19 protein-coding genes and 1 pseudogene are annotated in these 20881 nt (G+C 65.5%); 11 read left to right on the plus strand and 9 right to left on the minus strand.

Features of this window, described 5'->3' with window-relative positions:
• Positions 1–192 precede the first annotated feature (192 nt).
• The 6 genes from QF036_RS19890 (at position 193) to QF036_RS19915 (ending at position 8983) form a co-directional block, all read left to right on the plus strand.
• A complete protein-coding gene (locus QF036_RS19890; RefSeq protein ID WP_307104642.1) occupies positions 193–4842 on the plus strand; it encodes a beta strand repeat-containing protein in 4650 nt (1549 codons plus the stop codon).
• A gap of 204 nt (positions 4843–5046) precedes the next feature.
• The gene (locus tag QF036_RS19895; RefSeq protein ID WP_307104644.1) at positions 5047–5661 is read left to right on the plus strand and encodes a hypothetical protein; all 615 of its coding nucleotides are present in this window, start codon (positions 5047–5049) and stop codon (positions 5659–5661) included.
• A gap of 113 nt (positions 5662–5774) precedes the next feature.
• Entirely contained in the window at positions 5775–6545 is a 771-nt protein-coding gene (locus QF036_RS19900; protein WP_307104646.1) for a YcnI family copper-binding membrane protein, read from the plus strand.
• Between the two features lie 73 nt (positions 6546–6618).
• Entirely contained in the window at positions 6619–6834 is a 216-nt protein-coding gene (locus QF036_RS19905; RefSeq protein ID WP_307104647.1) for a hypothetical protein, read from the plus strand.
• A 156-nt stretch (positions 6835–6990) separates the two neighbouring features.
• Positions 6991–7167, plus strand: a complete 177-nt coding sequence (locus QF036_RS19910; RefSeq protein ID WP_003804064.1) for a CsbD family protein — start codon at positions 6991–6993, stop codon at positions 7165–7167.
• 757 nt (positions 7168–7924) lie between these two features.
• A complete protein-coding gene (locus tag QF036_RS19915; protein ID WP_307106014.1) occupies positions 7925–8983 on the plus strand; it encodes a glycoside hydrolase family 3 N-terminal domain-containing protein in 1059 nt (352 codons plus the stop codon).
• A gap of 147 nt (positions 8984–9130) precedes the next feature.
• Here the strand turns inward: QF036_RS19915 and QF036_RS19920 are convergent, their stop codons facing one another.
• The 4 genes from QF036_RS19920 to QF036_RS19935 form a co-directional block, all read right to left on the minus strand.
• Entirely contained in the window at positions 9131–9394 is a 264-nt protein-coding gene (locus tag QF036_RS19920) for a DUF1345 domain-containing protein (RefSeq protein WP_307104649.1), read from the minus strand.
• The gene (locus QF036_RS19925) at positions 9295–9819 is read right to left on the minus strand and encodes a DUF1345 domain-containing protein (RefSeq protein ID WP_307104651.1); all 525 of its coding nucleotides are present in this window, start codon (positions 9817–9819) and stop codon (positions 9295–9297) included. The genes QF036_RS19920 and QF036_RS19925 overlap by 100 nt, the downstream gene beginning before the upstream one ends.
• A gap of 246 nt (positions 9820–10065) precedes the next feature.
• Positions 10066–11031 carry a polysaccharide deacetylase family protein gene (locus tag QF036_RS19930; protein ID WP_307104653.1) on the minus strand — a complete coding sequence of 322 codons (966 nt, stop codon included), beginning with the start codon at positions 11029–11031 and terminating at the stop codon, positions 10066–10068.
• Between the two features lie 48 nt (positions 11032–11079).
• Positions 11080–12609, minus strand: a complete 1530-nt coding sequence (locus QF036_RS19935) for a purine-cytosine permease family protein (RefSeq protein WP_307104655.1) — start codon at positions 12607–12609, stop codon at positions 11080–11082.
• A gap of 133 nt (positions 12610–12742) precedes the next feature.
• On the opposite strand from QF036_RS19935, the gene QF036_RS19940 reads away from it, so the two are divergent.
• Complete coding sequence (locus QF036_RS19940; protein WP_307104656.1) at positions 12743–14269, plus strand: PucR family transcriptional regulator; 1527 nt, start codon at positions 12743–12745, stop codon at positions 14267–14269.
• Between the two features lie 137 nt (positions 14270–14406).
• On the opposite strand, the gene QF036_RS19945 is transcribed toward QF036_RS19940, so the two are convergent.
• The gene (locus QF036_RS19945) at positions 14407–14823 is read right to left on the minus strand and encodes a YybH family protein (protein ID WP_307104658.1); all 417 of its coding nucleotides are present in this window, start codon (positions 14821–14823) and stop codon (positions 14407–14409) included.
• 313 nt (positions 14824–15136) lie between these two features.
• Between QF036_RS19945 and QF036_RS19950 the strand changes: the two genes are divergently transcribed.
• Complete coding sequence (locus QF036_RS19950; RefSeq protein WP_307104660.1) at positions 15137–15832, plus strand: maleylpyruvate isomerase family mycothiol-dependent enzyme; 696 nt, start codon at positions 15137–15139, stop codon at positions 15830–15832.
• Between the two features lie 37 nt (positions 15833–15869).
• On the opposite strand, the pseudogene QF036_RS19955 reads toward QF036_RS19950, so the two are convergent.
• From QF036_RS19955 to QF036_RS19970, 4 genes and pseudogenes are all read right to left on the minus strand, one after another.
• Positions 15870–16630, minus strand: a pseudogene (locus QF036_RS19955) (ABC transporter permease).
• Complete coding sequence (locus QF036_RS19960) at positions 16627–17430, minus strand: ABC transporter ATP-binding protein (RefSeq protein ID WP_307106016.1); 804 nt, start codon at positions 17428–17430, stop codon at positions 16627–16629. Before QF036_RS19960 ends, QF036_RS19955 begins: the two are co-directional and overlap by 4 nt.
• 2 nt (positions 17431–17432) lie before the next feature.
• On the minus strand, positions 17433–17804 hold the full coding sequence (locus tag QF036_RS19965) for a DUF1048 domain-containing protein (RefSeq protein ID WP_307104662.1): 372 nt from the start codon (positions 17802–17804) through the stop codon (positions 17433–17435).
• 2 nt (positions 17805–17806) lie between these two features.
• Positions 17807–18136, minus strand: coding sequence for a PadR family transcriptional regulator (locus QF036_RS19970; RefSeq protein ID WP_307104664.1), 330 nt, complete (start codon positions 18134–18136; stop codon positions 17807–17809).
• A gap of 264 nt (positions 18137–18400) precedes the next feature.
• On the opposite strand from QF036_RS19970, the gene QF036_RS19975 reads away from it, so the two are divergent.
• The 3 genes from QF036_RS19975 to QF036_RS19985 all read left to right on the plus strand — a co-directional run bounded on the left by QF036_RS19975 (position 18401) and on the right by QF036_RS19985 (position 20857).
• Positions 18401–18550, plus strand: coding sequence for a hypothetical protein (locus QF036_RS19975; protein WP_307104666.1), 150 nt, complete (start codon positions 18401–18403; stop codon positions 18548–18550).
• Positions 18551–18571: 21 nt separating this feature from the next.
• A complete protein-coding gene (locus tag QF036_RS19980; RefSeq protein ID WP_307104667.1) occupies positions 18572–19123 on the plus strand; it encodes a dihydrofolate reductase family protein in 552 nt (183 codons plus the stop codon).
• 402 nt (positions 19124–19525) lie between these two features.
• Positions 19526–20857 carry an MFS transporter gene (locus QF036_RS19985; protein ID WP_307104669.1) on the plus strand — a complete coding sequence of 444 codons (1332 nt, stop codon included), beginning with the start codon at positions 19526–19528 and terminating at the stop codon, positions 20855–20857.
• The last annotated feature ends 24 nt before the right edge of the window (positions 20858–20881 follow it).

The following is a 20881-nucleotide window of genomic DNA, read 5'->3' on the forward strand; positions in this document are numbered from 1 at the left end:
AATTCAGCCCGTTACACAATCGTTGGACAAAGCCTATTCCACAGTTAGACTGAGTCGTTCTTTGACAATTTAAAGTGACGGCCGCGCCGTTTGCTGACCCATGGGGGGATAAAAATGCTCGCTAGGAGCGGGCGATTCCGTTTGCGAATCGCATTATTATTATCGGTACTTTCGGCGCTCATAGTCACGGGGTTGGCACCGGCCAACGCCGTGGACCTGTCCGACGCCTCGATCAGCGGAAAGGTGACGGCGCCGGCAGGGGTTGACCTCACTTCTACGCAGGTCTACGCACACACCGCCGGCGGCTATTCGTACACCGGCTACAGCCAGGTCAATGAGGACGGCACCTACGCGATCAACGGACTGCCGGCAGGAACCTACAAAATTCAGTTCAGTGGTTCCAACTACTCCGGCGCCCTCGAACAGTGGCATGCCGGAGCTTCCTCGTTCGAGACTGCCACCACCGTTACCCTTGCGGCCGGACAGGCGCTCACAGGCATTAACGCCAGCCTGGTCAAGGGTGCCACCATCAGCGGCCGGATCACGGTGCCCAGCGGCGTGGACATCGGTTCTGTCGGTGTATCAGTCCAAAGCACCGGCAACGAGTGGTACTCCGCATATGGATCGGTCAACCAGGATGGAAGCTACTCGGTCCGCGGTCTGCCTGCCGGCAGCTACAAGGTCCAGTTTGTGGGCGGAAGCTCCGGCGCTGTTACGCAGTGGCATGCGGCAGCAAGCTCCTTTGATGCTGCCACCCCCATCACCTTGACAACCGGCCAGGACCTCAGCGGCATCAATGCATCCCTCGTGAAGGGCGCATCCCTCAGCGGGACCATCACGGTTCCTCCCGGCGTCGATCCGAGCCTGGTGCATGTGGAGGCGCGGGACATCAACGGCAACACCGCAGGCTATTCCGGCATCAGTTCCGAGGGAACCTATAGTCTCCGCGGTTTTCCGGCCGGCAGCTACAAGGTTTTGTTCTCCTCCTATGACACCGGACTGCTGCAACAGTGGTATTCGGGAGCGTCGTCCTTCGACGCCGCAACTCCGGTGATCCTCGCCGCAGGCCAGGAAAAAACCGGAATCAACGCATCCCTCGTCACGGGCGGTTCGGTCAGCGGAAGGGTCACAGCCCCCGCCGGAACCAACCTCACCTCGATCCAGGCCACCGTCTATGAGGCAACCGGACCCAACCCGAACTACGTTGCGTCATCATCAGTCAACGCCGACGGCACATACACGGTGGGTGGGCTTAACACCGGAAGCTACAAAGTGCAGTTCCTCGGGACGAACAGCGCCCTGCTGGAGCAGTGGTATGACGGCGCGTCAACTTTTGGAACAGCCATTCCCGTAGCCGTCACGGCCGGACAGAACCACAGCGGGGTCGATGCTGCGCTGGTGAAAGGCGCGTCCATCACCGGCAAGGTCGCATCCGCCGCAGGCGTCAACCTTTCTGGAGTATGGATCTACCTCTATGATTCGGAAACTATGTCCTGGGCCGGGGGGACGCAGCCCGGCGCGGACGGTTCCTACCAATTCGCAGGCCTCGCCGCTGGATCGTACAAAATCCAGTTCAGCACGGGCAGCTCCGGAGCACTCGGGCAGTGGTACGGCGGTGCAGTCGCGGCATCTGCCGCCACGCCCGTCGCAGTCAGCAGCAGCCAGGATCTGACACTGGCCGACACTGTGCTCATCAAGGGTGCAACCATCTCCGGCAAAGTCACTGCGCCCGCGGGCGTTGACCTTTCCGCCGTCTCCGTCTATGCGTACAACTCCACAGGCAGCTTGTCGTACCCCGGCTACACCAACGTGCAGGCCGACGGCAGCTACAAGCTCGCCGGTCTCCCCCAAGGCGATTACGCCGTTTCGTTCTCGGGCTACAACTCCGGGGCCCTGGACCAGTGGCACGCGAATGCCACCTCCCGGGAATCGGCCACCGTACTGCCCGTCGCCGCGGGCCAGGACGTCACAGGCATCAATGCGACCCTGGTGAAGGGTGCAAGCATCAGCGGCAAAGTCACGGTTCCGGCCGGGGTAACCCTGTCCGGCGTGTCCGTGTCTGCCAGCGGGGAGGGCAGCCCCTACGGCACGTACGCGAGCGTGAACGCGGACGGCACGTACAAGGTGAAGGGCCTCCCGGCTGGCAGCTACAAGGTCAAATTCTCCAACTACAACTCCGGGGCGCTGGACGAGTGGTACAACAACGTGCAGACCGAGGCCGCTGCCGCGCCCATTGTCCTGACCGCGGGCCAGGACAAGGTGGCCGTCGACGCAACACTGGCGAAGGGCGCAACCATCGGCGGGAAGGTCACCCTGCCCGCTGGCGTGAACGCCTTTAACGTCACCGCCGGCCTCTTCAAGGCAGCCGACGGTGCCTCGGTCAGTTCTGTCCAGCTCAACAACGACGGCACGTATGCGCTGCGCGGAGTCCCGGCAGGCAGCTACAAGCTTCGGTTCGCCGGATACAGCAGCACCGGTTTGCTGGCCAGATGGTACACCAATGCCACTACGCTGGCCACTGCCACTCCGGTGACAGTCACCGACGGCCAGACCCTCACGGCCATCAACGCCACCCTCGTCAAGGGCGGCGTGATCAGCGGCAAGATCACGGCTCCGGCGGGGACACGGCTGACGGCGTCGGAGGTCGTCGCCACGAAGACCGGAACCATCGATGATTCGGCCGTCTACGGCTATGTCAACCCGGACGGTACCTACAGCATTGTCGGACTGGAAACGGGCACCTACAAGCTGCGCTTCCTCGGCGGCCAGAGCGGTGCCGAGGACCTCTGGTACGGAGGAACAACAGCCGCCACCGCCAAATCCGTAGCGGTAACCGCGGGGCAGACTGTCACTGGCGCGGACCTGACGGTTGTTACGGGGGCGACCATCAGCGGCAACGTCGCCGGGGCAAGCGGCCAGCCCGGCTACCTGCTCAGCGTCCTTGATTCAGCGGGCAAGCTGGTCAAGAACAGCTACTCGGATGAGGCCGGCAACTACAGCGTGGTCGGCCTCGCTGCGGGATCCTACAAAGTGGCGTTCAACCGCTCCAGCGGGTTCACCCAGGACGAGGCGCAGTACTACCAGAACCAGCCGGAATCCGCCGCGGGGCAGGCACAGTCCATCCCGGTCACCTCCGGACAGACAGTGCCGAACATCAACGCCAGCCTCACAGCCGGCGGCTCCGTGACCGGCACCGTGCTGGACAAGGCCGGCAAGCCGGTCGTCAATGCCCAGATTCAGGCCTACACGCCGGACGGCTCGCTGGTTACCCGCAGCGCGGGCACCAGCGCCACCGGCAAGTACACCCTGAAGGGTCTTACCACCGGCAGCTACATCATCAAGGTGCACGGAGCCTTGTCCGGACGCGGTGACCTCTACTCCGGCAACAAGACCACGGAGGCCACGGCAACCAAGGTCGGCGTGGTCAGGGGCAGCGCCACAACGCACGACCTGTCCTACGCGGCAGTAGTGGAGACCCTGACCGCGCCCACCCCCACGGTCAAGGGAACGGCCAAGGTGGGCTACACGCTGACGGCGGTTCCCGGAACCTGGGGACCTGCAGGTGTCACGCTGAAGTACCAGTGGAAGGCCAACGGCGTCGCCATTACCGGCGCCACCGCCGCCACGTCCAAGCTGACGGCGGCACAGGTGGGCAAGACGCTGACCTTCAGCGTGACGGGTACCAAGACCGGATACACCACGGCAACCAAGACCTCTGCCGCCACCGGCACGGTCATGGCCCTCAACCCGGTCCTGACCGCGCCGACTCCCAAGATCACCGGAACGGCCAAGGTGGGCTACACGCTGACCGCCGCTCCGGGAACCTGGGGACCGGCACCCGTTGCCCTGAAATACCAGTGGAAGGCCAACGGGATCGCGATCGCCGGCGCCACGGCGAGCACCTACAAGCCGTCCGCGGCGGTGGTCGGCAAGACCATCAGTGTCACGGTCACCGGCAGCAAGGCCGGCTACAACACCGCGGCCAAGACGTCGGCACTCACCGCAAGGGTCGCCGTCGGAACCCTCACCGCAACGGTTCCCAGGATCACGGGCACCGCCAAGGTGGGCTATACACTGACGGCGGTTCCCGGCATCTGGGGCCCGGCTCCGGTCACCCTGAAGTACCAGTGGAAGGCGAACGGCGTTGCCATTACCGGCGCCACCGCCAGCACCTACAAGCCGGCTGCGGCTGTGATCGGCAAGACCATCAGCGTGACGGTCACCGGCTCGAAGGCGGGCTATACGACGGCGGCCAGGACGTCGGCACTGACCGCAAGGGTCGCCGTCGGGACCCTCACCGCTCCGGTTCCCGTGATCAGCGGCGCCGTCAGGGTGGGGTCCGCCCTCACGGCCACAGGCGCCTGGGGTCCGGCTCCGGTCACCCTGAAGTACCAGTGGAAGGCGAACGGCGTTGCCATCACGGGTGCCACGGCAGCCACTTACACGCCCACAACCGCGGTGCTGGCCAAGACCCTCACGGTGACGGTGACGGGTTCCAAGGCCGGTTTCACCACGGTTGCCAAGACCAGCGCGGTGTCGGTCAAGGTGGCGGTTGGCGTACTGACGGCCCCCGTGCCCAGCATCTCGGGTTCGCCAACACCGGGATCGGTGCTCACGGTTGTTCCTGGGGCGTGGGGGCCGGCACCGGTCACCCTGAAGTACCAGTGGTACCTCAACGGAATGCCTCTTTCCGGGGCCACCGGCACCACCTATACGCCGATGCTTCCCGGAGACGCGATCAGCGTCAGTGTCACGGGCTCCAAGCCCGGCTTTACGACGGCGGTGAAAACCTCCGCCCAGACGCCGACAATGACGGTGCGTGAGCCGGCTCCGGTGGGCTAACCGCCGTCGTACGGCCACGAACGCGGCAGATCAGCGGCCGCTGCGGCTCCAAGTTGGGCTGCAGCGGCCGTTCCGCGTTAAACGGGAGAAGCGCGGAGGTGGACAGACCGTCATAAACGCCCTGCAGTGTGATCCGCGTCATACTACGTCAAAGAATGTATTCTGCTAAAAGCCAATGTCGTCGCCCAGGAGAAAGGACAGCCCGTGAAGCCTCATGCTTCGTTCCGCTTGTTCCGCTCCGGGCTGATCGGATCCATTGTGCTGGGCCTGGCCGCCGGCGGACACCTTGCCGGTGGAGGCCAGCTGCCCACGCCGGCAATCCTCGCCGCCCTGTGCGCCGTGACCATGGTTCCGGTCGCGGCCCTGACGCGTTTCAAACTGTCAATGCCGGTTCTCGCCGGGCTAATAGGCGGCGGACAGGCCTGGCTCCACTGGGCATTCGACGCCATGTCCGCGGAGACCCCGGCGGCGATTTCCCCGGCGCTGCTTTCGGGACACGCCGGACACACGCCGTCGTCCCTGAACCACGAGGCGCTGGTGATGGCCGCCCCGGCCCACGGCTCTGCACCCGACGGACTCATGTTCGCCGCTCACGCCGTCGCCACCCTGGCCACAGCGCTGCTCCTTGCCCATGGCGAGCGCGCCCTCGGGGTACTGGCCGACTGGCTGGGCCCGCTGTTTTGGGACGCCGAACCGTCCGTCATCGTTCCCGCCCGTGCCCCCTTCCCATGCGCCGCTGCTGCAGTCCTTCCGCCCAAGCACCACTCGGTTCGCCTGCCTTCCCGGCGCGGACCTCCGCTGCTCGCAGCCGCCGCATAGAGACAGTTCCTTTCACAACTGGCAGGAACTTCCGACGGCGGTTCTTCCGCTTCCCGGACAGGCCCAAGGCCTGATTTTTCTGACCCCTAAAACCTGTGAAAGGCACTCCTGCCATGAAAACCTCCCTTCGCCGTACCCTCAAGAGCACCGCGGCCGCCACACTGGCGGCCGGATTCCTGGCTGCCGGCGCGGCCGCAGCTTCCGCCCACGTCACCGTTGACCCCTCCGCCACCTCGGAGGGCGGCTTCACCAAGCTGACGTTCAGCGTCCCCAACGAATCCGAGACCGCCAAGACCAACCGGCTCGAAGTGAAGCTGCCCACGGACACGCCGCTGACCTCCGTCTCGGTCCTGCCCATTGACGGATGGAAGGCCCAGGTCATTACCACCACCCTGCCCAAGCCGGTCGAGGTGGCCGGGGCAACCGTGACCAAGGCGCCCACCAGCGTGGTGTGGACTGCCGACGCCGCGCACCAGATCGGGCAGAACCAGTTCCAGATGTTCACCCTGTCCGTCGGCCGCCTCCCCGCAGCCGGCACCACGGTGATCCTGCCCGCGGCGCAGGGCTACACGGACGGGACCACCGTCAACTGGGCCGACGCCGCAGCCGAGCACCACCACGCCTCCGCAACGTCGTCCGCGCCCGCCGCGGAAGCTAAAAAGTCCCGCCCTGCACCGACCTTCGTCACCACGGCAGCCGACGGTGAGGGCGCCCACGCAGCGGCCAGCCCGGCGGCCACGCAGGCGTCGGCGGTGACGCCGGCCGCTTCGGCTTCCTCCTCCGGTGCCGACACCGCCGGGTGGGTGGGGCTGGCCGCAGGACTGATCGGCCTTGCCGCGGGCGTGACAGCGCTGGCCCGTACCCGCGCCAGCCGCGGCGACTAGGCACCGCGTCAGCTGGGCCGCGCGGCAACCAGGCCCTGCGGGGGCTGGCCCGCGCCTGGTCTGGGGCTATGCAATGTGGTGGAAGCGCCGCCCTACCCGCGGCAGCGCCTGGGCCATGGGCCGGCCGGCTCCGCGGCGAGCTTTCGTCCGCGGACACTGGGCGGGCGTCCTGGCCGCGATCACGGCGATGGTCCTCGCGGGCATGTTCCTGCCGCTCCTTGGCTGGAGCCTGCTCGGTTTCATCCTCCTGGGTGCGGCGATAGCGGAAGCCAGGCGCTCGTCCATTTGAACCGGAACCGGAAGCGGGAGAGGAACCCGAGCAGGCGCATTCCCGGTAGCGCCCTGGCGCGCAAAGTGGGCATGGCCGCCCCGGCCCGCCGTCGATAGACTGAGAATGGCCGCCGCGGCAGCAGGCCGCCCCGGCTTTCCCGAACAGGAGGTCACGATGGGTTTGGGTGACAAGATCCACAACGCCGCCGAAAAACTCCACGGCAGAAGCAAGGAAGCGGCCGGCCGTGCCACCGGAGACGAACGGCTCCGGTCCGAAGGCAGGGCCCGCCACATCAGGGCCGACCTCAAGCAGGCCGGCGAAAAGATCAAGGACGCCTTCAGGAGGCACTAAGGTCCCGCGTTAGAGCTCGAGGCCCTGTCCGGTAAGAGCGGACAGGGCCTCGCCGCGTCCGCGGACTGGCCCCGGACGTTCTAAGGGTTAGAGGCGTTAAAAAAACGTTAAGATTTGCGCCGCCAGCGGAGGAACTGCTGTTGCGGCGATGGGCGGCACAGTACCGTGGATCCATGCCGTCCTGCGATGGCCCCCAACACCGCAGGGCGGCATTTCCATGCCCTCCGGCGGTTTGATGCCCTCCCGCCGGGAAGCAAAAGAAGAAGCAGGCCATCCACTATGCCAAAAAAGGCCGCCTAAAGTGCTTCCAAGCGGCCATTCCTGGCAAAACGACGCACGATGCAGAACCCACGAAGCGAGAACGGACACTTGGCGCCCTTGTCTAAACGGCCTCAAGTGTTCGTTCGCGCTTAACTACGATCCGAGGCGGCCATTTTTGGTGAAACGACGCTGTGCCGCCGGGCGGCTCCGACTCGGTGGAAACGGCGTACTCTCATTGATATATTGTTTGCCCCAGCAAAGCCGTGTAAACATGCGTCAACTCAGTAGATTGGCAGTCCTGGGAGCAGCCCTTTTGCTTGCTCTGTCTGCAGCGGGCGGCCCGCCCCAGTCCGCAACGAGTAAATCCCCATCGGCGACGAGCGCGGGGTTCCTGCCTGCAACGAGCCTGCCCGCAACAAACCGGCCGGCACCAAGCCAGCGATCACCTGTCCCCCGTACAGTCCGGCATCTCGCTGTCCGCCATGCTGCCGCCGTGATGGCCGCACCCACTCCGGCGCAGCCCACTCCGGCGCAGCAGCTCGCCCGGCTCACACTGCCCCAGCGCGTCGGACAGCTGTTCATGGTGGCGGCCACGGCCACCGGAGCGGACGCCAACACCATGTCCGACCTCACTCGGTTCCACGTGGGCAATGTCTATCTTGCGGGGCGCAGCCGCGCGGGCACCGGCGCGACGGCCGCCGTCGTCCGCCGGATGACCGCCACCGTGTCGGCGGCCACCACCGGCGGCATCCGCCTTGCCGTAGCGACGGACCAGGAGGGCGGCTTCGTCCAGGTCCTCAGCGGTCCGGGGTTCTCGGCCATCCCCACAGCGCTGTCCCAGGGAACACAGACGACGGCGGCCCTCCAGGCAAACGCCCGCGTGTGGGGAAGCCAGCTCCGTTCGGCCGGGCTCACCATGAACCTGGCGCCGGTTCTGGACACCGTGCCAAGCAGACAGTTCGCCCCGCGCAACGCACCCATCGGGTTCTTCGCCCGCGAATACGGGTTCACGCCGCAGGCGGTCTCGGCCCACGGCGGCGCCTTCGCGGCCGGAATGCGTTCGGCCGGGATCGCGCCTGTGATCAAGCATTTCCCCGGCTTGGGCCGCGTCCTCCTGAACACGGACACCAGCCGGAACGTCAAGGACACCGTGACCACGCGCACCGATCCGTACCTGCTGCCGTTCCGGACGGCGATCCAGGCGGGTGCCCGGTGGGTCATGGTCTCGAGCGCCTTTTACACGCGCATCGACGCCGGCCACATCGCCCCGTTCTCGCCTCTGATCATGCGGACGATGCTGCGCACGGACTTGCACTTCACCGGCGTCGTCCTCTCCGATGACCTGTGCAACGCGGCGCAGCTGGGTCCGTGGGCCCTGGGCACGCGGGCCACGAACTTCATCAACGCCGGCGGGACCATGGTGTTGTGCGCGAGCCCCCGCGCCATTCCGGCCATGTACACCGCCGTGCTGCAGCTCGCCCAGCGCAATCCGGCGTTCGCTGCCACGGTCAACGCTGCCGCCCTGAAAGTGCTCACAGTGAAGGCCGGGCATTAGAGGGATGTTGCAGCCTTGTTTGCCGTTTCGCCAAAAAGGCCGCTCGAGAAGGCTTCGAAGCGGCCACTTTGGGCGAAAGGACGCACGCACAGGAGCCCAGGTACCGCGAACCGACACTTTCTGGCGAAACGACGAGGCGAGGACCCGTCAGGCGACCAGGCCGGAGACCAGGTTGATGGTCGTGGCCAGCACGATCGCGCCCAGCAGGTAGGACAGCAGCGCGTGGCGGAGCACCGTACTGCGGATTGCATCTGTCTTGAGGTTGGTGTCCGAGACCTGGTAGGCCATGCCCACGGTGAAGGCCAGGTAGGCTAAGTCCGTGTAGCGGGGCGGATTATCCTGATTGAAATCGACACCGGTCTTGTCGCGGTAGTAGATGGAGGCGTAGCGCAACGTGTACAGCGTATGCACCAGGAACCAGGAACCAGGAACCAGGACAGTGTCGAGGTCCCCAAGGCAACCGCGATGATGCCCGATTTGGCTGCGCCTTCAGTGTTGGAGGCGTCGCCGAGGATCATGGCCACGCCGCCGAAGCTGGCCACCGTAGCGGCCAGCACCAGGGCGTCAGAGGCGGCCCGCCCGGGATCGTCGCGCCGGGCATGGGCCGCTGTGGCCGAGGCCGGCAGGTGCCCGATGATGGCCCACACCCAGATCAGGTAGGTGGCGGACGCGGCCGCCCAGCCAATGGCCGGCGCATAGGTCGGCGACTGCAGGAGCCCCACTGCCACAGCCGTCGCCAGACCGACGACGGCCATCACCAGCAGACGGAGCCGTGAATGATGCGCCGGCCGGTCGAAGTTCGATGCCCCGCGTCCAATGCCGTCCACTCTGCTCATGGTCCGATCATTGCAGTTTCGCTCGCTCCGGCTCCGAGGCGACGCGCGTGCGGAACCCTCGGAAGCTAGTTCGCCGTTTCGCCAAAAACGGCCGCCTGAAGGGCTTCGAAGCGGCCTTTTCTGGCAAATCGCCGCGCGTGCGGAACCCTCGGAAACGCGAACGGACACTTGCGCCCCCGCAGGGTCTCAAGTGTCCGTGCGGCCCCGCAGGGCCTCAAGGATCCGTTCGCGCTCGATGAAGCCGCGCTAGCTGAGCGCGGGCACCTGCACCTGGCCCGGCTTGAAGCGGGCGCCGAAACCAGGGGCAACAGGCACCTCGATCCGCGCGTGCGTGTGGACTTCGCTGAGGGTCGCCTTGGTGTGCTCCGCGATCTGCTCCAGGGTGGTCACCCACATGCCGTCCATGCCCTTGACCCGCTCGATCAGCTGTTCCAGGGCCACCGCCTTGGACGGCCGGCCCGAGATGAACGGGTGGTTCGTGAGCACGAAGCAGCTTCCCTGCGAGTGGTGCGCCTGCGCCTCGAGCGTCCACATTTCCAGCACCTTGGCCGGGCTTTCGATCACGCCGCTGCCCGTCACGCCGGGATAGAACGCGTACTGCTCCCAGTCGTCCAGCGTCCAGTCGACGGGGATCTCCACGATGTCGCGGGTGTCGCCGGCACCGGAAGGAGAACCCGAGGAGACCGACATCCGGTACGGCGCATCGCCGTCGAGCAGGCTGGAGTCGTAGAGGAAGCCGCGGTCAGCGAGCAGCGCCGGCGAGTGCCAGTTCAACTCCCACCACGGTGCCCGGTACCCCACCGGCCGGAGCCCCGCGACCTTCTCCAGCGCCTCAAGTCCCCGGTCGATGTAGCTCGCTTCGGTGGCGGCGTCGATCCCCTGCATCGGCTCGTGCAGGTACCCGTGGTGCGCCACCTCGTGGCCGCCGTCGACGATCTGCCGCACTATGTCGGGGTAGCTTTCGGCGGTGAAGCCGGGGATGAAGAACGTCCCGCGGATCTCCTGCCGCGCGAGGATCTGCAGCAGCCGCGGCACCGCGACCTTGGGCCCGTACGACTGGTGGCTCATGAGCGACATGCGCCGGGTGCTGGTGGCGTCGTGCGCGATGACGCAGGACTCGGCGTCGACATCGAAGGTGAAGGATGCTGCGGCCGTGAATCCGTCCGGCCAGGTGATGGGGTGCTGGGAATCCGCGAAGGCGCTGCTGCTCATGCCGGAATTCCTTTCGTCAGAGGGCGAAGTGGTCAGGTGCTGAAGGACTTAGAGTTCGACGGCGGGAACCGGCTGGGGTGCCTGCGCAGCGTCAGGTGCGCTGACCGCGGAGGTGGTGCCGCCGTCGTCCGTCACCGTCACGTACGGCCGGTGCAGCCGGGGGCCGAGAACTGCGTACACCGCGGCGCTGGTGAGTCCGCCGGCGAGCCAGGAGAGATCCCAGCCGCCCAGGGCAACCGCGATGGGGCCCTGCATGATCGGGATGAGCCCGTACATGAACAGCCAGGTGGCCGCGATCCCGGCGAGCAGCGCGGTCACGCCGGCCCAGTTGACCACAGGCAGCCGGCGGGTGCCGACGCCGTCGAACAGCCGTTCCACCTTGCCCGGCCAGCGCTTCTCCAGCCAGAAGTAGTGCACCAACATCACTCCACCCCAGGCGGCCACCCAGGCCACGAGGCCGATCAGCCAGGCGTCCAGCACCGAGGCGAAGTCCTCCTGGAAGATGAAGAAGACGACGGCGATGAGCGAGAAAACGCCGACGAACAAGTTGAGTTTCCGGCGGCTGATGGTGATGTCCAGGGCCTGCGTGGCCACCGAGAAGGTGTAGATGTTCAGGATGTTGGTGGCGATGGGTCCGTGGAGCACCATCAGGAGCACGGGCAGCGCCATGGCGCCGAAGTTCTGGACAATCAGCTTGCCAGGGTCGACCTCGCCGCTGTTCGTGGCCAGGCTCGCGCCGAGGACGCCGAGCCAGACGACGGGGATGAACTGGCCCAGGACGGAGGCCAGGTAGACCTTTTTCTTGGGCACGGTGGTGCTGACGAAGCGGGAGTAGTCGGCGGCGTAGGTGAACCAGGTGATGCCCCAGCCGATGCCGATGGCCGTCATCACGGCGCTCATGGCTGCGATGCGTTCGGAGCCTTCCAGGATGTTGCCCGCGGGGCCGGCGTAGGTCCAGTCGATCTTCAGGCCGAACCAGGCGACGGCGGACATGACCACCAGGATGATGATGGTGGGCGGCACGGTCCACTTTTCGAAGGCGGCGATCGCCTTGTAGCCGAACCACGCGATGGCAACCTGGGCGGCCATGATGAACGTGGCGACGCCGATCTTCCAGGCGTAGTTGTGGGCGGCGGGATCCACCCAGCCGAGTGTGCCGAAGAGCGCCATGACGAGGTCGAGGATGATCCAGGTGTTGACGGCGCACCAGCCCACCACCAGCAGGGCCTGGATGGCGGCCGGGAGGTAGTTGCCGCGGCGGCCGAAAGCGGCTCGGGCCAGGACCATGCCGGTGGCGCCGGTCTTCTGGCCCAGCAGGACGAAGCAGCCGAAGAGCAGCATGCCGATCAGGTTGCCGAGGACCAGGACGGTGACGGTGTCGGCGAAGCCCAGGCCAAGGTTGATGCCCAGGGCGCCGAGGACCCAGTTGATCGGGGCAAGGTTTGCGCCGGCCCAGATCCAGAACTGGCCCGACACCTTGCGGGTGCGCGCGGATTCCGGAATGGGCTGGAGCCAGGCTTCGAAGTCCTCGGCCTGCTCCATTGCGGGCCCGGACTGCGGTGTTGAGGAGTTGTGCATCGGAAAAGCCTCCATATGAGGAAGAAGAGCCTCCGGGAAGAAGGGATGCATTAAGCGTATGTGCGCCACATCACAGCAACAAGGTACGATCTGTCTATCAGAATTCCCTTGCCTATGACGGAGTGTAAGATCAGTGTTCCTCGAAGACGTCCTGAAGCACCGGACCGTCCAAGCCGCTGACCCGCTGCTGCGGGCCGCCCCGGGCAGCGTGCCCGGCCGGCAGGTGCGGTGGGTCCACTCCAGCGAGGTTCTGGACATCGCTCCCCTGCTGCGCGGCGGGGAGCTCCTCCTCACCGGCGGCCAGGCACTGGCCACCGCTAGCGATAAGCGGCGGGTGGACTACGTCCGGGAACTGGCAGGACGCGGCGTCGCCGCGCTGGCCATCGAGACCGGGCCGACGCTGCCCGACATTCCCGAGTCGATGCTCGTCACGGCGGAGTCCAACGGCCTGCCGCTGTTCGAGCTGCGCAAGGTGGCGCCCTTCGTGGGCATCATGCAGGAGATCAACTCCATCCTAGTGGGCCAGTCCGTGGAGCTGCTGCAGCGCGGCGACGAGATCAGCCACGCCATGGCGGCCGAACTCGCCCACGGCGGCGGGCTCGATGAGGTGCTCGCCGTGCTCGCCGGGCAGACCGGGACCAGCGTCCGCCTGGTGTCGCCGGCAGGGCTCACGCTGGGGAGTGCGGGTGCGGGTGCCGACGGCGGCGGTACTGCCGGCGGTTCGGGGACGGTCAGTCCCGGGGCAGCGAGTACGACGGCGGTCGACGTTCCGGTCCGCGGTGTCCTGGCCGCGCGGTTGGAACTGGAGGCGCCCGAGGGCATCGACCCGGCGTTTGTCCGGGTGGCCGGCGAACGGTCCGTCGACATTCTTGGCCTGGCGCTGCTGCAGCGGATGCCGCCGGGCCTGAAGGAACTGGCGGGAGCGGAGCTGATGCGTGCCGTCCATTCCGGCGCCCAGCCGTGGCGGCTGGAGCAGCTGGGGGCTGCGGCAGGGTTCGCCGTCGACGGTCCGGTGGCCGCCGTCATGATCCGTTCCGCCGCTTCCGGCCGGCTGCGCCCAGAGCTGGACAAGGCTCTGGCGGAGTCGGTCCCGCGTGCTGCCAGCTATGCCGACAAGCTGGAGCTCATCGCACTGGCCGGCCTCCCGTCCGAGGGAACCCGTGCCGCGCGGGCGTCGCTGATCGGGGCGCTGGGGAACCTCGATGTCCCGGAAGGTTCCGCGATCGCCGTCGGACCTCTGGGGCAGGGCATCGGCGAGGCCGCCTGGTCCATGGCGGAGGCCCGCCGGACGCTGGATCTGGCGCCGCGGACTGGCCGATCCGCCGGCGGACCCCCGCAGGTGCGGGATGCGGATGCGTTCAGTGCCGAGCGGCTGGCTGCCGAGAGCATCGACGGCGGTGCCCGCCGCGATTTCGTCCGCCGGACCCTGGGGCCCATTCTCGAGCACGACGAGCAGCGGAGCTCGCAGTTGCTGCACACCCTGACGGTGTGGCTGGACTCCGGCTGCAACACGGCGCAGGCAGCACGCGAGCTGCACCTGGAACGGCAGTCGATGTACCACCGGCTGCAGCGCATCTTCGACCTCTGCGGCGGCGACCCCCGGGGAACGGGCCGCCTCGCCGGTCTGCACCTGGCAACCCGCCTAGCCCCACTCCCCTAGGACCCTTCCTCACATCCCGCCGCTTCCAACCGGACCCTTCCTCACATCCCGCCGCTTCCAACCCGACGCTCCCTCACGTCCCGCCGCCTGAACCCAAACCCTTCCTCACATCCCGCCGCCTCCAACCCGACGCTTCCTCACAGGACAGCGTCCGGGGGACGTGGCGCCATTACCGGGTCTGCATGGCGGTGCACCAGTGCCCAGGTGTCGCCTTCAGGCCGATAGACGCTCGTTACACGCAAATCAAACTGCGATATTTCGGCTCCTCCTCCAAGCTTGGCCTGCCAATGTTCTATGTCGAGGAAGACGGCGAGATCGGAAGTAACGTGCCTAGTGAGGCGATCAACAGCAGCGAGATGTCCGTCCTTGAACCGGGCAGCGGCTGAATCGAGGGCCTTGGATATCTGGTCCCAGCCCACAACCGGAGGACCCCAGGGATTCGCAAGAGACCCATCGTCGCCGTGGGAGAAAATGGCCTTGGCTGGTTCCGGGTCTCCTTTGGCAAACTCATTCATCGTTTGATGAAACCGGTCGACGACCTCGTCAAGCTGCATTGTTCCCACCTTCTGGCTGGCGTTCGGGTACCGAATCCTACGCCCGGGGAACACGCCCAGGAACAACTCAACTTCCTCAGGAGCTGGAGCGCCACCGGAAAGAGCCCTGACGAACCGCTCTCCGCCCACCGACCCGACCAAGGTGAGGACCCATCCAAACCCTTCCTCACCTCCTGCCGCAAAACCCCAAACCCTTCCTCACCTCCTGCCGCAAAACCCCAAACCCTCCCTCACCTCCTGCCGCCTCAATCCCAACCCTCCCGCTGGTGCACAGTCCCGAGGCCCGCGGTGGCGGTCTGGATATGCTCGACAGATGTTGCCCGAACGCTACCTTGCCGAACTCGCACGAACCCTAAGTTCGCTCGAAACGCTCGCGCGCCAGCCGGAGAGTACGCTGGGCCGTTCAGTTCCGGCCTGTCCCGGATGGACTCTCGATGCGCTGTTCGGGCACATCGGTTCTATAGAACGCTGGGCTGCCGCTATTGTTCGTGCCGGCGAGTATGTCGAGGAACCGGCCCCGCCTCGAGACAAAGCCGCAACCTGGTTCCTCGAGGGTGCGCCCGGCTTCCTGGCCACCATGACCGCCTTGGACCCCGCGGCACCGTGCTGGAACTTCGGCCCTCCCCCGCGCACGGCCGGTTTCTGGCTGCGCCGGCAGGCACACGAACACGCCATTCACCTGGTCGACGCCCACCAGGCGTCCGGCCTGGCTGACCCGGAGTTCGCCGAGGACTTCCTGCTCGACGGTATTGATGAAGCCCTGGCAATGTTCGCCCCGCGCCAGCTGCGGCTGCAGCGGATGGCCGATCCGGGAAAGGCCGTGACCTTCCGGGTATCCGGCGGCACCGCGTGGACTGTCGGCAACGGGGGCGTCGCGGCATCAGTCACCGCAACACCAAGAGAAATGTATCTGGGCCTCTGGGGCCGCTCCAGCTTTTCAGACATTGCCGTCATCGACGGCGACGCCGGCCTTGCGTTGCGCGTCATCCGCGGTCCCCTGACGCCATGAACGGTCCCCGGCCCTGGCGGCCGGAAGAGAAACTCCCCTAGGAGATCTTGCGCCGGTACGCCGCCATGGCGAAGACGTAAGCGAGAACGAGGATCCCGAGGCACCAAGCCAGGGCGATCCAAATGTCGACGCCGACCGGCCGTTGCGCAAACAGGTCCTGGATGGTGTTGACGATCGAGGTGACCGGCTGGTTCTCGGCGAACGCCCGCACGGGACCCGGCATGGTGGCCGTGGGGACGAAAGCCGAACTGATGAACGGCAGGAAGATCAGCGGGTAGGAGAAGCCGCCGGCGCCGTCCACGGACTTCGCCGACAGGCCGGCAATGACCGCGATCCAGGTGAGTGCCAGGGTGAACAGCGCGAGGATCCCGACGACGGCAAGCCACGCCAGGGGGCCTGCCGAGGTGCGGAAGCCCATGAGGAGGGCAACCAGCACAATGATCGCCAGCGAGAGCGCGTTGGCAACCATCGACGTCAGCACATGGGCCCACAGCACAGACGATCGTGCGATCGGCATGGACTGGAACCGCTCGAAAATGCCCTCTTCATGTCGGTGAACAGCCGGACGGCGGTGTACGCGATGCCGGACGCGATCGCGATCAGCATGATGCCGGGGAGCAGGTAATTGATGTAGTTGTCGGCGCTGGTCGTGATAGCGCCGCCGAACACGTAGACGAACAGCAGCATGAGCGCGATCGGCGTGATCGCCGTCGTGATGATCGTGTCTGGGCTGCGGCTGATATGGCGCAGGGAGCGGCCCAGCAGGACGGCCGTGTCTCCGAAGAAATGCTTGCTCATGGCTGGTCCTTACTTGACCCGACTTTGTCGTCCTTCCCCACCAGTGCGAGGAAGATGTCTTCCAGGGTTGGCTGCTTTTCGACGTACTCGACTTCCGCCGGCGGCAGCAGCCGCTTCAGCTCGGCGAGGGTGCCGTTCGCGATGATCCGCCCCTCATGAAGAATGGCGATTCGGTCTGCCAGCTGCTCGGCCTCGTCGAGATACTGCGTGGTGAGCAGGACGGTCGTCCCCTGCCGGGCCAGCTCCTTGACCACCTGCCACACCTCGATGCGCGCTTCGGGGTCGAGTCCCGTCGTCGGCTCATCGAGGAAGATCACTTTCGGCTGCCCGATCAGGCTCATGGCGATGTCTAGACGACGGCGCATGCCTCCCGAATAGGCGGACACCTTTCGCGCTCCTGCTTCGGCGAGGTTGAAGCGTGCGAGGAGTTCATCCGCCACCGCGCCAGGGTCTTTCAGCTGCCGCAACCTGGCTACCAGCACCAGGTTCTCCCGGCCCGATAGGATCTCGTCGTCCGCAGCGAACTGGCCGGTCAGACTGATGGATTCCCGAACTCGGACGGGTTGCGTCGTGACGTCGAATCCGTTCACGGCTGCTGTGCCGGCGTCGGGCCTTAATAGTGTGGACAGGATCCTCACCATGGTGGTCTTTCCTGCTCCGTTCGAGCCGAGAAGGGCGAAAATGCTGCCCGGCGCCACGTCGAAGTCCATGCCGCGCAGCACATGCAGTTCCTTGTAGGACTTCTCCAGGCCCTGCACACGGATGGCAGGTTCGCGGTCCGGCGGAGCTGAGGCGTTGATGCTCACGGGATTTCCTCCTCTTTCGTGATGCTCTCGATCGCTTCTGTGAGCCGTTTCCGCTCCTTGTTGATCCACTGCCCCTCCGAGTAGTTCTGAAGGAACGTCTCCGCGAACTCGATGGGGTCCTCCCCGACGACGTCCCGGACCGGGGTTCCGCTCGCCGCGCTCTGCTCGAAGAGATCCGCCAGATCCTCCAGCATCTTCACGAGGGTCTCCCCTTTCGTGATCGCCCCGAAGTACGTCAGGTACCGCTCCAACGCGTCGATGGCTGCGCGATAGTTCGGGGGAAGCTGCTTGGTGCGTGCTTTGTACTGTCGGTACTGCTTCTTTTGTTCGAGCGAGCCGGTGACCTGCTCGATCCATCCCATGGCCATGTCTAATTCCCTCCATCTCGGAGCTGTTCGAGCCGCTCGGCCAGAAAGCTCCATGTTCTCCAGAACTCCTCCAGGTACTCATCGCCCTGGGCGTTGAGCGTGTACACCTTGCGCGGGGGTCCTTTCTCTGACGGACGCTTCTCGACGTCGACAAGACCCTTTTGCTCGATCCTCACCAGCAGCGCGTATACGGTTCCCTCGGCGATATCAGAGAAGCCCTTCTCCCTGAGCAGCGTCGTGATCTCGTATCCATACGCCGGTTTCCCGGTGAGGAGGGCAAGAACGATGCCCTCCAGCGTCCCTTTGAGCATCTCCGTCATTTGTTTGCCCACCGGACACCTCCTCCAGCTACTTAGTATTACTAGCTACCAGTACATAGTAACGCTAGGTAGCGGAGGCGCAAGGGGGTCCAGCGAGGAAGCGTTGGTAGGACGACGACGAAAGCTGAGGAAGCGTTTGGCGTGAAGCGACAAGATGTGAGGAAGCGTTGGAATAGCGACGGCGTCTTTGGCGGCAGGACCTGAAGGACTCCCCTTTTCCGAACGCTTCCTCACTTTCCGTCGCTTAAACCCGAACCGCAGAAGCACTGTCCCACGGTGGAGATCACCAGCACGGTGCTGACCCACGGGCCGCTAAGTGCCTGGTTGAGCACGGTGGCGTTCCGGCAAGATGATGATGGCGGCGCTGTCAGTTTCGAGACGCCAAACCTTCCCACGGCGGCCGCGGCGGAATACGGTAATGCCTGACGACCCGATTTGGAGGACCCGATGCGCAAAGTGACCGCTGGACTGTTCCACTCCGTCGACGGCGTGGTGCAGGACCCGTTCAAGTTCCAGTTCGACAGCTTCGACGAGGACCTGGGCAAGGGACTGACCAAGATGATCAACACCGTGGACACTGTCGTTCTGGGGCGGGTCAGCTATCAGGAGTGGGCCGGGTACTGGCCCAACGCCTCCCAGGATGAGGACTTCGCCGCCTTCATCAATCCGGTGGAAAAGTTTGTCGCATCGCGCAGCCTGTCGGAGCCGCTCGAATGGGAAAACTCGCACCTGATCGAGGGACCGCTGGAAGGGTTCGTCACCGATCTTAAAAAGCGCGACGGCGGCGAGATCGCCGTCTGCGGCAGCATCTCAGTCACGCGGCAACTGCTGTTCGCGGGCCTCCTCGATGAGCTGACCCTCATGACGCACCCCGTGGTTGCCGGCAGTGGCCGGCGCCTTTTCGAGGCCGGCGACCCGCTGACCAGGCTGGAACTGAAGGACCAGTACAGGACCAGCAAGGGCAACGTCGTCAGCACCTACTCCGTGCGCAACGACTGACGCTTCCTCACCTCCCGCCGCCCCCATCCAAACGCGTCCTCACCCCCTGCCGCTTTTAACCAAACGCGTCCTCACCCCCTGCCGTTTTTAACCAAACGCGTCCTCACCTCCTGAGGACGCGTCAGGGAAAACCCGACCAAACCTGAGGACGCGTCAGCGAAAAGGCGACGAAAAGTGAGGACGCGTTTCATCTTGGCGTGCCCGCATCGCACGCCTCGTGGCAACTTTGTTGCAGCTGCAGCAACTGACCGGATTCGCCGCGTGACGTGCCAATTTGCAGCCACCCAAGGGCCGGGACTCAAAACAACCTTCTAATACCCATTGACGAGTGAGCCGCATCACGCCTAGTCTGGTGCAACAGCGTTGCAACAGAAGCAACCCCAAGTATTCATTGGTGGACACATGGAACACCCCCGAACTCACACTTCCGAAGCGGCTGACCCGGAGCTCAAAGTCGAGCAGGTCAGCAAGGACACCCGGCGGCGGGTCATCACCGCGAGCTTCATCGGCAACTTCGTCGAATGGTTCGACTACGCCGTCTACGGCTACCTGGCCGGCATCATCTCCACGGTCTTCTTCCCCGAGGCCGACCGCCAGACAGCACTCCTGGCAACCTTCGGCGTCTTCGCCATCTCCTTCTTCGTCCGTCCCCTCGGCGGCTTCTTCTGGGGCCACATCGGCGACCGGCTCGGACGGCGGAAAGCACTGTCGCTTTCGATCGTCATCATGTCCGTGGCCACGTTCTGCATTGCCCTGATCCCCGGCTACGGCACCATCGGCATCCTGGCACCGGTACTGCTCCTGCTGGTCCGCGTCGTCCAGGGCTTCTCCGCCTCCGGCGAGTACGCCGGCGCCTCCGCCTTCCTGGTGGAGTACGCTCCCGCACATCGCCGCGGACTCTATGCCGCCGTCGTACCCGCAAGCACCGCGGCGGGACTATTGCTGGGCAGCCTCCTGGCAGCACTGCTGACGTCGGTCCTCAGCGAAAGCCAGCTGCACGACTGGGGATGGCGCCTGCCGTTCCTGCTCGCGGCCCCCATGGGCCTGATCGGCCGGTACATCCGCACCAAGCTCGAGGACACCCCGGTGTTCCGCGCCCTCTCACAGGAAGAGCACGGCAAGGCCCCCGCGAGGGACATGTTCCGGAACAACAGGAAGCAACTCATCATCGCCACCGGCGCGGTACTGCTGAACGCGGTCGGCTTCTACGTCATCCTCAGTTACATGCCCACCTACCTCGCCGAGGAACTGGGCTTTGGCGCCGGGGAATCGTTCCTGGCCACCACCATCGCGCTGGCCAGCTACATCGGCTTCATCTTCCTCACCGGCATCGCCTCGGACAGGTTCGGCCGCAAGCGGATGCTGATCACCGCGTCCGTGCTGTTCATGCTGCTGACGGTGCCGGCGTTCATGCTCCTGGATAGCGGCAACTTCCTGGTGATCGTCCTGGTCCAGATTCTCCTGGGCGGCATGCTCACCCTCAACGACGGCACACTGCCCAGCTTCCTGGCCGAACTCTTCCCCACGACGACCCGGTACAGCGGCTTCGCCGTCAGCTTCAACCTCTCCAACGCCCTGTTCGGCGGCACCGCCCCGTTCATGGCCACCCTCCTCATCGGCCTCACGCACAACAAGCTGGCCCCCGGCTGGTACCTCGTGGCCGCCTCAATGGTTTCCCTCATCGCAGTCCTGTTCGCCGTGGAGACTTCCAAGAAGCCCCTGCAGCAGCACTGACAACAACACCCACCTGAGAAAGAA

The sequence above is a fragment of the Arthrobacter globiformis genome, assembly GCF_030817195.1.
Lineage (GTDB): Bacteria > Actinomycetota > Actinomycetes > Actinomycetales > Micrococcaceae > Arthrobacter > Arthrobacter globiformis_D.